This is a genomic window from Priestia sp. JNUCC 25 (assembly GCF_053667915.1).
Genome location: NZ_CM132211.1, coordinates 2,317,464 through 2,331,155 on the forward strand (window position 1 = coordinate 2,317,464; position 13,692 = coordinate 2,331,155).

The 13,692-nt window shown below is 36.6% G+C and carries 14 protein-coding genes; 13 read left to right on the top strand and 1 reads right to left on the bottom strand.

The annotated features are described in order from the left end of the window. Window positions 1-73: 73 nt before the first annotated feature. The 4 genes from JNUCC25_RS11760 to JNUCC25_RS11775 all read left to right on the top strand — a co-directional run bounded on the left by JNUCC25_RS11760 (window position 74) and on the right by JNUCC25_RS11775 (window position 3,324). Window positions 74-928, top strand: a complete 855-nt coding sequence (locus JNUCC25_RS11760; protein ID WP_454223267.1) for an STAS domain-containing protein — start codon at window positions 74-76, stop codon at window positions 926-928. Window positions 929-1,239: 311 nt separating this feature from the next. Then, complete coding sequence (locus tag JNUCC25_RS11765) at window positions 1,240-1,437, top strand: DUF3311 domain-containing protein (RefSeq protein ID WP_029321718.1); 198 nt, start codon at window positions 1,240-1,242, stop codon at window positions 1,435-1,437. Then, window positions 1,437-2,930 (top strand): sodium:solute symporter family protein, encoded by a 1,494-nt coding sequence (locus JNUCC25_RS11770; RefSeq protein WP_029321721.1) that lies wholly within the window; start codon window positions 1,437-1,439, stop codon window positions 2,928-2,930. Before JNUCC25_RS11765 ends, JNUCC25_RS11770 begins: the two co-directional genes overlap by 1 nt. Before the next feature lie 226 nt (window positions 2,931-3,156). Continuing rightward, entirely contained in the window at window positions 3,157-3,324 is a 168-nt protein-coding gene (locus JNUCC25_RS11775; protein ID WP_013057013.1) for a Fur-regulated basic protein FbpA, read from the top strand. 235 nt (window positions 3,325-3,559) lie between these two features. Here JNUCC25_RS11775 and JNUCC25_RS11780 read toward each other — a convergent pair whose 3' ends face one another. Then, on the bottom strand, window positions 3,560-4,153 hold the full coding sequence (locus tag JNUCC25_RS11780) for an exonuclease domain-containing protein (protein WP_013057015.1): 594 nt from the start codon (window positions 4,151-4,153) through the stop codon (window positions 3,560-3,562). A 233-nt stretch (window positions 4,154-4,386) separates the two neighbouring features. Between JNUCC25_RS11780 and JNUCC25_RS11785 the strand changes: the two genes are divergently transcribed. The 9 genes from JNUCC25_RS11785 (at window position 4,387) to JNUCC25_RS11825 (ending at window position 13,619) form a co-directional block, all read left to right on the top strand. Further along, window positions 4,387-4,683, top strand: a complete 297-nt coding sequence (locus JNUCC25_RS11785) for a hypothetical protein (RefSeq protein WP_013057017.1) — start codon at window positions 4,387-4,389, stop codon at window positions 4,681-4,683. Window positions 4,684-5,063: 380 nt separating this feature from the next. Beyond that, complete coding sequence (locus JNUCC25_RS11790) at window positions 5,064-7,415, top strand: immune inhibitor A domain-containing protein (protein WP_454223268.1); 2,352 nt, start codon at window positions 5,064-5,066, stop codon at window positions 7,413-7,415. A 222-nt stretch (window positions 7,416-7,637) separates the two neighbouring features. Further along, entirely contained in the window at window positions 7,638-9,017 is a 1,380-nt protein-coding gene (gene fumC / locus JNUCC25_RS11795; protein WP_029321725.1) for a class II fumarate hydratase, read from the top strand. Between the two features lie 173 nt (window positions 9,018-9,190). Then, window positions 9,191-9,430 (top strand): hypothetical protein, encoded by a 240-nt coding sequence (locus tag JNUCC25_RS11800; protein ID WP_013057019.1) that lies wholly within the window; start codon window positions 9,191-9,193, stop codon window positions 9,428-9,430. A gap of 26 nt (window positions 9,431-9,456) precedes the next feature. Then, on the top strand, window positions 9,457-10,353 hold the full coding sequence (locus JNUCC25_RS11805; protein WP_064471673.1) for a GH25 family lysozyme: 897 nt from the start codon (window positions 9,457-9,459) through the stop codon (window positions 10,351-10,353). 61 nt (window positions 10,354-10,414) lie between these two features. Further along, the gene (locus JNUCC25_RS11810) at window positions 10,415-10,681 is read left to right on the top strand and encodes a hypothetical protein (protein ID WP_064471674.1); all 267 of its coding nucleotides are present in this window, start codon (window positions 10,415-10,417) and stop codon (window positions 10,679-10,681) included. Window positions 10,682-10,815: 134 nt separating this feature from the next. Then, window positions 10,816-12,903: a PAS domain S-box protein gene (locus tag JNUCC25_RS11815; RefSeq protein WP_082888759.1), complete on the top strand. Its 2,088-nt coding sequence runs from the start codon at window positions 10,816-10,818 to the stop codon at window positions 12,901-12,903. A gap of 89 nt (window positions 12,904-12,992) precedes the next feature. Next, complete coding sequence (locus JNUCC25_RS11820) at window positions 12,993-13,205, top strand: hypothetical protein (protein ID WP_013057022.1); 213 nt, start codon at window positions 12,993-12,995, stop codon at window positions 13,203-13,205. A 273-nt stretch (window positions 13,206-13,478) separates the two neighbouring features. Continuing rightward, the gene (locus tag JNUCC25_RS11825) at window positions 13,479-13,619 is read left to right on the top strand and encodes a YjcZ family sporulation protein (protein ID WP_013057023.1); all 141 of its coding nucleotides are present in this window, start codon (window positions 13,479-13,481) and stop codon (window positions 13,617-13,619) included. The last annotated feature ends 73 nt before the right edge of the window (window positions 13,620-13,692 follow it).

Below are 13,692 nucleotides of genomic sequence, written 5' to 3' on the forward strand. Positions count from 1 at the left end.
GCATGAATTTATCATAAGGTACGTTTTGTAAGTAATTGGACAGAAGGAGAAAGTGAACGGAGGTTAAACAGTAGTGAGTGAACAAAATCAACGTCTTTTTGAATATATTTTAGAGAATTCAGCCTCTATCAGTGAAGAATGGCTGCGCCAAAGAAGTAATATTAAAGGATCGATTTACTCAAAGGACGCAGACGCTTCAGTTGAGAAAAAGCTGCGCGAGCAGCATCTTTATACGATCGAAACAATTGCGAGCGGCTTTCTTGACGATCAAGAGATTTTTAAACAACGTATGGTGAAATGGACGACGGAAGTAGTAAACAGCAGAATTAAATTTGATACGCCGATTTACGAGGTAGTAGAAGCGCTAAGCAAAACAAGAAAAATTATTTGGACGTATGTCAAAACATATAGTCTGATACATTCATCTATTACAAAAGAAGATATACTGTCTTGGAGCGAAGTTTATCATACAACATTTGATAAACTCATTAATGAATTCTCCGAACAGTATTATAAAATCACAAGGCAAAAAATAAGTCTTCAGCAAGAGCTAATCGACGAAACGAGTTTTCCTGTCATTCCAATTGTAGATCACATCGCGGTCTTGCCTTTGGTAGGGCTTATTGATGAAATCAAAGGTGATTCTATTATCGAGGTTGTTCCAAAAAGGTGTGCAGAAAAACATATAAGGCATCTAGTCATTGACTTATCGGGTGTAAATTATGTAGATACGTATGTCGCTCACAAATTTTTTGATTTGATTAACATTTTGCAGCTGCTAGGCATCCATGCGATTATGTCAGGAGTGAGTCTTGACATGGCTCAGACAGCTGTTAATGTAGGAATTAGTTTTAATAAAATTGAAACGTTTGGGCATTTAAAACAAGCTCTCTCTTCGCTTGGTGTAAAGAAAAAAGAAGAAGAATAAAGTATAGAAATGCTAGATCGAAACGGAACTGAGACCTTTACTCTCAGTTCCGTTTCTTTTTGTTTGTCTATATTCTGTATATGAAATAATATTCTGCTGCATTCAAAATCTTGTAAGCATGCCTTACAAACTTCTTTCCACATGGGGACAAATGGAAGATACTAAGAAGCAAATAAACGGCGGTTTTCTATGCCAAACGTCTCGTTTAGCTTAAGAATGGAGGTGTAAAGAGAAGAATAAGAGAAGTACATAATGAGATGGTTGAAGCCTTAGATAAGTACTGTTAAGCCGTTTGATTAAGGAGGAGTTCTATGAAAATAATTTATCTTCTTTGCCTGCTTCCGTTTGTAGGAATATTAGGTTTATTGCCTTTTGTTAACAAAGTGAAGCCGTTTATTTTAGGGATGCCCTTTTTTCTCTTTTGGATTGTTATGTGGGTAATCCTTACGTCTTTTATTATGGGTATTGTGTACAAGCTCGATCCTGCTGTTAAAGGAGGAGATAAATAATGAATACCGCTCTGATTATTATTTTTGGTTTTTTACTTTTAGCTATTTATCTTGGAATTCGAGCTACGCGGGGCAAAAAAATGGATTTAGAACAGTGGAGCGTAGGCGGCAGAGGTTTTGGAACTGTTTTTGTCTTCTTTTTGATGGCGGGTGAAATCTATACTACTTTTACGTTTCTAGGAGGAAGCGCTTGGGCATATGGAAAAGGAGGGCCGGCGTTTTATATTTTAGCCTATATTTCTTTAGCGTACGTGTTAGGGTATTGGATCGGCCCGCAAATATGGCGATATGCGAAGAAACATAAGCTCATGTCTCAGCCGGATTTTTTTGTTTCAAAATACAAAAGCCCGTTTCTAGGCATCGTTGTTTCATGCGCAGGGGTGCTGGCAATTGTTCCTTATATTATTTTACAATTCAAAGGCTTAGGTATTATTGTATCTGAAGCTTCTTATGGCTCTATCTCTTCAACCGCAGCCATTTGGATTGGAGCCATATCACTAACGGTTTACTTAATGATATCAGGCATACATGGTTCCGCGTGGACGGCTATTGTTAAAGATATTATGATTTTTATTGTCGTCTTATTTTTAGGAATATATATGCCGTTTCATTACTACGGAGGCTTACAGCCAATGTTTGAGGCTGTGCATCAAGCAAATCCAACGTTTCTTACTCTTCCCAAGACAGGTCTAAGTATTTCGTGGTTTATTTCTACAGTCATGCTGACCGTATTAGGATTTTACATGTGGCCGCATACGTTTAATGCAACGTATTCAGCTGAAAACGAGAATGTATTTCGAAAGAATTCTATTATAAGTCCTATTTATACACTAATGCTGCTTTTTGTCTTTTTTGTAGGGTTTACTGCTCTTATGCAGGTACCTGGACTACAAGGCGCAGAAGCGGACTTGTCACTGCTTCGTCTTTCCATTCAAACATTTGACCCGTGGATTGTAGGCTTTATTGGCGCTGCTGGTTTATTAACAGCACTTGTGCCTGGATCGATGCTTTTGATGGCAGCTTCTACGTCACTATCTAAAAACGTTTATGGCGTTCTTGTTCCCTCAGCGACGGGCAAACAAATTTCGATACTGGCTAAATGCTTCGTACCGGTCATTGCGCTTGTTTCAGTCTATTTTACACTTCATGGAGGGAATACGATTGTAACGCTTTTACTAATGGGCTACAGCATTGTGACGCAGCTGTTTCCTGCTTTTATTTTTAGTTTAATGAAAAACAATATCGTGACTAAATACGGGGCGTGTGCAGGTATTGTTGCCGGCATTGCGTCTGTGATGTATATAACGATTACTGAAACAACGCTTGGCACGTTGTTTCCTGCGTTGCCACAAATCATTAAAGATACAAATGTCGGCGTTATTTCTTTATTTATTAATTTAGTTGTATTAATGGTGGTCAGTTTAGCAACGAAAAAAATCGCCGCACAGCCGCATTTTGAAAGCGGGGCAGTAGATGGAAAACAAATTTTGTGAAAATCTTTTTCCAATTGCGTTTTAAGAACATCATGAAGGGTATAAAAGTAGTGCATCACCAAAATGTTCAATATGGCTGCAAGATATAAGCAGCCTTCTCGATAAAATGTAACGATTGCGTTGTTTTTAAACATAGGTAACGAGTGTGAAAAGCAACAAGACGTATGCCACAAGCGGTGTACGTCTTTTCTATGAAAGATATTTACTTAAAAAAGGAGATGATAACATGACATCTGAAAAAGCATTTGAGCAAAAGAAAGATCTTTTAATGAATCAAATTATTGAATCGGGTTACTTTAAAGCGGAAGACGGGAGACATTTGTACGAATTGAATTTAAGTGAACTAGAACAAACGCATCACGATCTTCAAAACCAAAAAATAAGAGAAGTATAATTAAAATCTTCCAGATTATTAGAAATTCAGCTGATTTCGTATATGTGTGTAAACACCAGCTGTTCAGTTTGTTCCTCCGCGGCTTTTTTGCTTGAAAGCAGGCACTTTTCTTTTTCTTCCTGTGCGTTTACAGCCTAGCTGTTTCCAATCATACTCCTCAAACATATAACTCAACACTTAAGAAATATGCGAATAAAAACAAAAAAAGCGCAGCTTCTGCGCTTTTTTTGTTGAGTTAAAAACGAGTGGAGGCCGCTGTTTTTTTAGGTTTGCTCATTGCTTTTTTTAATACTTCAGAAAAATAGGGCTCTCCGCTAGGATTTTGCTGTCTTAGCAAGTCAATGGTTCCTTTCACGTCATCCATAGCTCTGTGAGCGTGCTCTCTCTCGATATTATGATGATCAAGAAGCGTTGTTAGTTTTTTATTAGGAAAGCCGTACTCTTTCCATTTGACAGCACGCATAGAGCAGTGCCATTTTTGGTTGAATAAAGATGGATACCGTTTTAAAAGAAAACTGCGATCGAAAGAAGCATTATGAGCGATGATAGCCGAAACGCTAGTTAACAGCGATTCCACTTTTTTATCGTCTAATGTTTTATTTTTGACCATCTCATTTGTAATTCCCGTTAAGTTTGTAATATACGGGAAAATGGGAGTTGAAGGCATATTAAATTCTTCATATTCTTCTACAATGTCGATTATTTCTCCGGTAGAAGAATCATAAGAAACAACAGCAATAGCTAGTTCGATAATATCGCATGTTTGCGCACTTAATCCCGTTGTTTCAACATCTAAAACGGCTGCTAATTTCACTTGTTCAGTTGACAACTCGTCGCCCTCCCTTTCTATTTATCATTCTATTAGCTTATCATTTTTCAACAGAAAACGTTAGTAAAAAAGATGAGGTAGCACGTACATGGATTTATTTTATACGCCTACGTGGAAAAGGAATTTATTTTTTTAAAGGAGATGACGATAGCAAAGGAGAATAGTAATATTTACTCATCTAAATTAAGTCTTCATTGAAAATAATGAAATGAAGGAAGAAGGGGATCGTTATCATGCAATTGCTGTATATGGTACTTTTTCTTGTCTTAATTTTTTGGGGAATTACATCTTTTATTCATTACAGGAATCAAACTATTAAAGTTCGTTTGAACAAACATTATACGAATGCAGTAGAATGGATTGAAGCTGTTAAACAAGAGCTAGAAAAGCAAGGGAAATCCGTGAGTTATGAAGGAGATTTCTTGTTTAAAATTGATGAAAAACCTTATGAAATCGCAGCGCGTAACATGTCTATTTGGAGCATGTCGCTCTATCATATCTTGCTGCAGCGTCAAAAAGAACATTCTTAAATTTACTTGCATACAGAAATTATCACTTCTCGTCTATTGAGAAGTGATTTTTTATCTTTCTGTATCCATAATGGGGAATTTTTTGTTTTTATATAATAGTAATACGGAAAAGATGGTTCTAATTCCCTAAAAAAATACGCTTCATATATTTTTAGTTTCTGTTATCGATTTGGCATAGAATTTGCATATGTAAAAAGGTTTTATCAGACATTTTAATTGTCAGGCAAAGAAAATTAGTTACATACTATAAAACTATTTTACATTATCTACTAGAATTAAAAAATTTTAATAATATAGTAAAATGTAGTTGACCTTCCTAGTTTTAGAATATAAAATAAATCTTGCTAATAGTTTGAAAATTCTAAAATGGAGGGGTTTACTTGAAAAGCTGGAAAAAGATTTTGGGGACATCTTTTCTTGCCACAACTGTTACATTAAGCGGAGTGGGGCCAGTACTTATGAATGGAAGTACTGTTTCAGCTAAAACCGCACAATCGGATGAACTTCCGAGTTCACCAATTGATATGAATACAGTACCGGAAGAAAGATTGGCTAACGCACTGAAAAACCAAGGAGTTATTTCTCAAAGTGCAACACCGCAAGAAGTGAAGAAAGCCGTTACTTCTTACATAAACAAAAAAGATGCACATAAAGAGAGCATGAAGGGACATAAAGCTAGCAAAATTGATTTGAAAGCGAAAGAAATGCAAACAAAACAAAAAGAAAAGTTTCAACGAGGCGAATTTGCTAACATTAAGTCTCAAGGAAACAATTCGGGGAACGGGGTAAACGTTAAACCTGCAGCTCAGGCAAACTATAAAGGACAAGTGAGAAAAGATAAAGTTCTTGTTCTTTTAGTCGAATACGCAGACTTTAAGCATAACAATGTCGTTCAAGAACCTGGTTACATGTATGCAAAAGATTTTAACCGAAATCATTATCAGCAATTAATGTTTGGAAAGAAAGATTTTACGCTATTTAACGGAAAGAAAATTAAAACGTTTAAACAATATTATGAAGAACAGTCTGGAGGTAGTTACACAGTAGATGGAACGGTTTCTGACTGGTTAACTGTACCTGGAAACGCAAAAGAATACGGAGCAGACAACCCAGCGGGAGGAAACGATAATGCGCCTGGATCTAAAGGGCCTCGTAATCTTGTAAAAGAAGCGCTTGCTGCTGCAGCAAAAAGCGGCATTAACCTTTCAGATTATGATCAGTTCGATCAATATGATATCGATGGAGACGGCAACCGCAATGAGCCTGACGGCATAGTGGACCACTTAATGGTCATTCATGCTGGAACTGGGCAAGAAGCAGGTGGAGGTAAACTAGGAAACGATGCTATTTGGTCTCATCGCTCTACTTTGGGACAAGTGTATAAAGTTCCTGGAACAAACATGGCAGCTTATGATTATACAATTGAACCAGAAGACGGAGCAGTTGGCGTTTTTGCTCATGAATTTGGCCATGATTTAGGTTTGCCGGATGAGTATGATACACAGTATACGGGTCAAGGTGAGCCGGTAGGCGTTTGGTCAATTATGAGCGGAGGGAGCTGGGCTGGTGAAGTAGCTGGAACAGAACCGACAAGTTTCTCCCCGCAAAATAAAGAGTTTTTCCAAGCAAATATGGGTGGAAACTGGGCAAATATTCAACAAATCGACAGCAAAAACATTACAAAATCGGGCTCTGTGAGCGTGGTTGATCAAAGCGTGACAAAATCTAAACGACCGGGTATTGTGAAGATTAATTTACCTAAAAAAGCTGTTCAAGGGATTAAGCCTGAGTTTGGAAGCAACTACTACTACAGTAAACGCGGAGATGATCTGCATACGACAATGACGACGCCAGAGTTTGATTTAACAACGGCCAAAACAGCGACGTTCAATTATAAAGCGTTCTATGAAGTAGAGGCAGAATACGATTACTTATATGTAAATGCGATTCTTCCTGACGGTTCAAAAGTTCTGTTAGATACAATTGGTGATAAAGCGAATAATGCAGATAGTTCTGCTGAAACATCTAACGGAAAATGGGAAGATAAAAGTTATGACTTGACGCAGTTTAAAGGTAAAAAAATCAAGCTTCAATTTGAATACGTAACGGACGGTGGACTTGCTCTTCAAGGATTCGCTCTTGATAATGCTAGTTTAGTAGTAGATGGAAAAACGGTATTTACGGACGATGCTGAAGGAGCTCCAAAAGTAACGTTAGATGGATTTGAAAAGACAAACGGCATCAGCTACAAAGCTAACTATTATTACCTTGAGTGGAGAAACTATACAGGCAGTGATAAAGCACTTCAATTCGCGCGCGGTGCAAAATATAATACAGGCATGCTGCTTTGGTACGCAGATGAAAGCTATCTTGATAACTGGGTAGGACAACATCCGGGTGAAGGATTCCTTGGCGTAGTTGATTCACATGCTCATAAAGTTCTTTACTTTAATGTGAATGGTATTAGCACTACAGCAAATTCAAGCCGATATCAAATTGCAGACGCGGCGTTCTCATTTGATAAATCACCTGCTTGGTCATATTCTCATAAAACGTGGGGAACGATTTCATCTAAAGAATCAAATGGCGTTACAAGCTTCAACGACAAAAAATCGTATTTAGATGAAAGAATTAAAGATGCAGGCCGCTTGCTTCCTCAAAACGGATTAAAATTAGACGTAATTGGTGAAGCAAAAGACAATTCAGCCGGTGCTGTATGGATTCATAAGTAAAATTAGATGTATTCAAAAAAGATCTGAAGAGCGTATTCTTCGGATCTTTTTTTATGTTAGGAAATCAAAATAAACTATGAGCTAAATAATCAAAGTATTTAATACCGTTTAAAAAATAAAATAAAGGGAATTTTCACAGTGAATAATTGTTATTATGTCATGAAATTCATCCATATAATCAATACTAATAGGTAAAGAAAATATTGAAAAGGAGTTCTAACTATGAGCTATCGTATCGAAAGAGATTCAATTGGAGAAATCAAAGTGGCAGAAGATAAACTATGGGGAGCGCAAACGCAAAGAAGTAAAGAAAATTTTCCAATAGGGATTGAAAAAATGCCGATTGAAGTAATACGTGCTTTTGCGGTTTTGAAGAAAAGTGCAGCTATTAGTAATCATAAACTAGGCAAACTATCAGCAGGGAAATCGGAAGCCATCGTACAAGCTGCTAACGAAATTATTGAAGGGAAATGGAATGAACATTTTCCTTTAGTGGTATGGCAGACAGGAAGCGGAACGCAATCAAACATGAATGTAAATGAAGTGATTTCCCACCGGGGAAACCAGCTAATAAATGGCGACGAAACGCTTCATCCAAATGATGATGTCAATATGTCACAAAGCTCTAACGATACTTTTCCTACAGCTCTTCATATTGCAGCTGTACTAGAAGTCGAAGATCAATTATTGCCTGCTCTAAAAACATTAAAAGAAACGTTCGCTGCGAAGCAAGAGCAGTTTAAAGATATTATTAAAATAGGCAGAACCCATTTACAAGATGCTACACCGCTAACACTAGGACAAGAAATTAGCGGATGGCATCATATGCTCGAAAAGAATGAAGAAATGATTAAACAAAGCGTAGAGTATATGAAGGAGCTAGCTATTGGCGGTACAGCTGTTGGGACGGGGATAAATGCACATCCCGACTTCGGCGATGAAGTAGCGAAAGAAATCAGCAGCACGCTTGGAAAAACATTTATCTCAGCACCTAATAAATTTCATGCATTAACAAGTCACGATCAAGTGGTTTATGCCCACGGTGCACTCAAAGCCTTAGCAGCTGACTTAATGAAAATCGCCAATGACGTACGCTGGCTGGCAAGCGGTCCTCGGAGCGGACTAGGCGAAATTACGATTCCTGCTAACGAACCAGGAAGTTCTATTATGCCTGGAAAAGTAAATCCAACTCAAAGTGAAGCTCTAACAATGGTTTCTGCACAAGTGCTTGGGAATGACGTGACGATTGGCATTGCGGCTAGTCAAGGAAACTTTGAATTAAATGTATTTAAGCCAGTTATTATTTATAATTTTTTACAATCAGTCAGATTGCTGACAGATTCCATGCAGGCTTTTAACGATAAATGCGCAGTAGGAATTGAACCCAACAAAGAAAAGATTCAGCATAATCTAGAAAATTCTCTTATGCTTGTAACAGCGTTAAATCCGCACATAGGTTATGAAAATGCGGCTAAAATCGCCAAGCTGGCTCATAAAGAAGGAACGACATTAAAAGAAGCAGCGGTCAAAACAGGCCTTCTGACTGAAGAACAATTTGAGCAATGGGTAAATCCTGCTAATATGATTCATCCATCAAAATAAAACAAGAAACCAAGCAGCTCAGAATGCTTGGTTTCTTGTTTTAATAAAATAAACACTGTTCTAAATAAACACATAAAAAGAAACTGCGGATTAAAAGAAATTTTACACTACCTTGCACTAGATTCAAATACATACGATTAGGGTATTTACATTTTTATAAAGGAGGGATTCAAGTGACGTACGAAGTGAAGTTTTATTTTGGAAATGAAAAATCAATCAGTACATTGGTTGAATCAGAAAATGTAAAAGAGCTTGAGGAATCTATTATTCATACACAAGGATGGTATCGTTATTATGACAAAAAGCACGAAGCTTATTTAGCGATTCAAATGAGCAACGTTTTACACATCGTTATAAAAGAATATCAGGATCCGGAAAAAACAGGGGTTTTGAGAGATTCGTCGTATACATAAGGAAGCTAGCAAAAGAGGTGAAAACTATGCAAAGGCGACATTCAAATAATCCTATTATTCTCGACGTTTCTCATCATCAAGGAATCATTAATTGGAAAGAAATAAAAAACACCTCAGTAAAAGGGGTGTATATAAAGTTAACAGAAGGTGGAACTTTTGTAGACCCTAGATCCTATGAAAATTATATAGGTGCTAAAAATGCGGGCTTGAGAGTAGGGTTTTATCATTATGCTCACTGTACAAATAGCCCGGAGAAAGAAGCTGCTTTTTTTATTGCTCAGCTTGGACAAATGAAACTAGACCTTCCGCCATGTTTGGATTTAGAAGAAGATAAGAAAAAATCCAAAGAATTTGTTTCTCGCTTTGCCGTAAGCTGGCTCGGGCATGTTCACAAAACAACAGGGATTAAGCCTATCGTATATACGAACTATCATTTTGCTAAAACTTTTTTTACAAACGAAATAAGTAAGTATCCTTTGTGGGTAGCAAGATATAGTGCAGCCAACAGACAAGGCGGTATGCAGCACCCTGGTAAGCTAAGTCAGTGGCAGCGATGGGCAATGTTTCAGTATACGGATTCTGGCAGAGTAAAAGGAATTTCTACAAATGTGGATATAAATGAAATGGACTACTCATTTTTTAAAGAAGTTACAACAAATCTCTCTATGACGAATAATACAAAAGGACCCTTTGTGTATTCCAAAGGTGATAGAGGGTTAGGAGTCAAACAAATTCAGCAAAACTTACTTGCGCTAGGTTTTTCTCTTCCGAAGTTTGGAGCAGACGGTTTCTATGGAGATGAATTAATCGCTGCAGTGAAAAAATTCCAGAATCGGTATGGCCTTTTTTCAGATGGGATAGCAGGAGCGGACACACTGCCGCGTCTTGTTAAAGAAGTGAATAATCTGAATAATCTGGTTTAAGAGATTACCTGATAGGGAAAAGTCACTGTAAGATTCAAAAAGGTACAAGGAAGGAGCTATTATGAGAAAACGAAAACAAAAAGCATTGATATCAGGTATTACATTATCCACGGTAGGAGTCGGCATTACGTCTTATATATTAAGCGATGCTGCGAAACGACGAAAAGTAAAAGGACTTTTTCGAAGTGCCAAAGTAAAACTTTCAAGTTTATCTAAAAAACAGCAGGTAAATGCTACCTTGAATAAAGATGCTCATTCAGATCCTACGTACGTTTCTGAAAGCAATATGATTTCAGAAGGACCTATGTATCAAGACCAACATAGATAATAAAAAACTAGTCTTGCCTCGGGCGAGACTAGTTTTTTTATTAATTTTATAAATAGCAGCGCTTATTCATGTTACACTCTCTATATAAGGGAATTATTTTACGCATATTTACAAGTAAAGGAGGAATAGAAGGAGTGGTTAGTAGCGGATTGTTTGTTAACTTATGTATTTTTTCGTTTTTTGTCAGTATTATGATTGCGATACGAATATTTTTGTTACAGCGTCTAGCCCATAAATACAAATGGATGAGTGGTATTTATGCAAGTATTGTTTCTGCTATTCTTATGGTGTATAGCGTTACGTATCAACAGATTACATATGATTTACGTTTTCTTCCTCTTATTTTGACCGTTCTATACTTTGGTTATAGAGCCGGTGCAGTTGCAGGTATCACTATGGCTGTGTGCAGTATCTATTTAGAAAGTCATTGGTTACTGACTATCTTAATTTTAATTTTTACCTTTTTGTTTTCCCTTCCTCTTATTCGATATAAAAAGCAGTTTTCTTTATTAAAACAATCTCTTCTTTGTTTCTTTCTTCATTTTATCGTTCATGTCTTATTGACAAATTACTTCTGGAATACACCTATTCAGTCGCCGTTTTATAGCGAAATAGAATATTTAGTGTTCGGAATTCTCGGACTGGGAGTAGCCGTAGCGACGATAGAATTTTATCGTAAATTTTACGCTGTAGCAGAAGAAGCTGCTTATGCTGGATCAGATTCATGTAAGGATGAAGAAGATTCTTTTTTTGTCAGAATAATGAAAAAAGAACTAGAATATACGAAAGAACAGTTGGAGTCTTTTATTAATCATCACATGGATGCGGTTATTATAACTAATTTAGAAGGGCAAATCTTGCGAGTTAATGAGGCCTATGAAAAAGTATATGGATGGAAATCCCATGAAGTCATTGGGAAAAAATATTACGATATAGCAGGAGCTTTTAGTAAGGATGTACATGAGAATATAAAAAAGACTGTTGCTGAAAAAGAGGCAATCAATCGAGTAGAAGTTGTCAGAGCTCGTAAAGATGGAAGTTTGGTAGACCTTCGCATCACCATTTCTCCAATTTTTAATGGGAAAGATGAGTTGGTAGGTTTGTCTGGAGTATGTGTGGATATATCTGAAGCTAAAAAAGCTAAACAAGAGCTTGATTTGCTGCATCGTAAGCTTAAGGAAAGTGAGTTAAAGTACCGCACGTTATTTGAATATGCAAACGACGCGATTTATTTACTTGAAATAGGTTCGGATCATTTCCCTGCCCGTTTTGTTGAAGTAAACGAAGCTGGATGTAAACGCTTTGGATATACGAGAGAAGAGCTTTTATCCACGCCTTGTCACGGTATTATACCTAGAGATTCTGACATTGTTCAAAAAACAGTCGAAGAAATTCGTAACGGAAATCTTTCTTTTACGCTGCAATCACAGTTTACATTTAAGTCTGGCGAAATAAAAAAACTAGAATATAGTGGGAAGTTGTTCAATATAGAAAACAAAAAAGTGCTTCTTATTGTTTCAAGAGACAGGACAGAGTACTTAAAAACAGAAGAGCTGCTGCAGAAATCTGAGAAATTAGCAGCGGTCGGGCAGCTTGCTACAGCTATTGCTCATGAAATTAGAAATCCTTTAACGGCCATCAAAGGGTTTATGCAGTTATTAACTGAAAAAGCAAGTAAAGAAGAGTTAACCTATATGAACATTATATCCTCTGAAATTGAGCGTATTGAAATGATTACAGATGAATTCATGTCTGTGGCAAAACCACAAGCCGTAACATTTCAGTCGATTGATTTGCAGCTGTTAATTCAACAAGTGATTTTATTGCTGCAGCCTCAAGCAACCATGAAAAACATCTTTATTGAACTTAACTCATATGGAGAAATGCCTTTTGTATATTGTGAAAGCAATCAAATGAAACAGGTGTTTATAAATATTCTTAAGAATGCGATTGAAGCAATGCCTTCCGGAGGAGAAATTAAAGTTGAGCTGAGAAAAAAGGACAACAATCATATTCATATTCAAATTATTGATGAAGGTGTAGGAATTTCAAAAGAACGCATCAAACATTTAGGTGAACCATTTTACAGTATTAAAGAAGACGGAATCGGGTTAGGATTAATGATCTGCTTTAATATTATCCAACAGCATAAAGGAACTCTTAGTATTGAAAGTGAAGTAAACAAAGGGACGAGTGTGGAAATTTGTTTACCGTTAGATTAAAAGGTAATCAGTTAAAGGAAGAAGAAATTTTGCAACAAGTTGTTTAGTAAAGTTATAATATTCTATGTTGAAGTAAAATAAGCAAAGGAGTGGTTACGATTAAACAGAAAAAGTGGATTAACATATTTCGTATTCTGTATATTATTTTTGCTATTATTGCGATTGGAGCATCTTTTGGAGACTATTCTTTTGGGCTTAATAATCCCCGCATAGTCAGTTTAACGGCTCTCATTTTGGCGGTTATCTGTATTGTTCCGTATTACATACTTCGCTTTAAAGAACAAGCTTCTAAAAGTAAATAAGTTAATATTTGTTATCTTAAAAGAGGCTGGGACAAAAGTATTTTAGTTGAAGGAAGATCCGAACGATTCATCGTTCGGATTTTTTTATTTTTATGGTGAACATGGGTTTAATTCAGCTGGTTGTTTCTAGCGGTTGATTGGAGTAATTTCGTTATGTCTCAATCTCTTTTTTATCGTAATAATTTATCGTAATAAAAGGGCGATAAATGGGCTAACATTTTTCCTAGCCTGTACATATGCTATAGAGTAAACAGGCTACGGAGGTGAAGTCAAATGGGATTTTGTAACTGGGGTTACGGCGGTGGTTATGGCTACGGCGGTTACGGCGGCTACGGTAATTACGGTGGCGGTTTTGCATTAATCGTTGTACTATTTGTTTTATTAGTTATCGTTGGTTGTACATGTTTCAAATAAAAAAAGCACGAATCTGCAAAGAATTTAGTAGATTCGTGCTTTTTTATATGGGTAAAACCTTAGTACTATAATG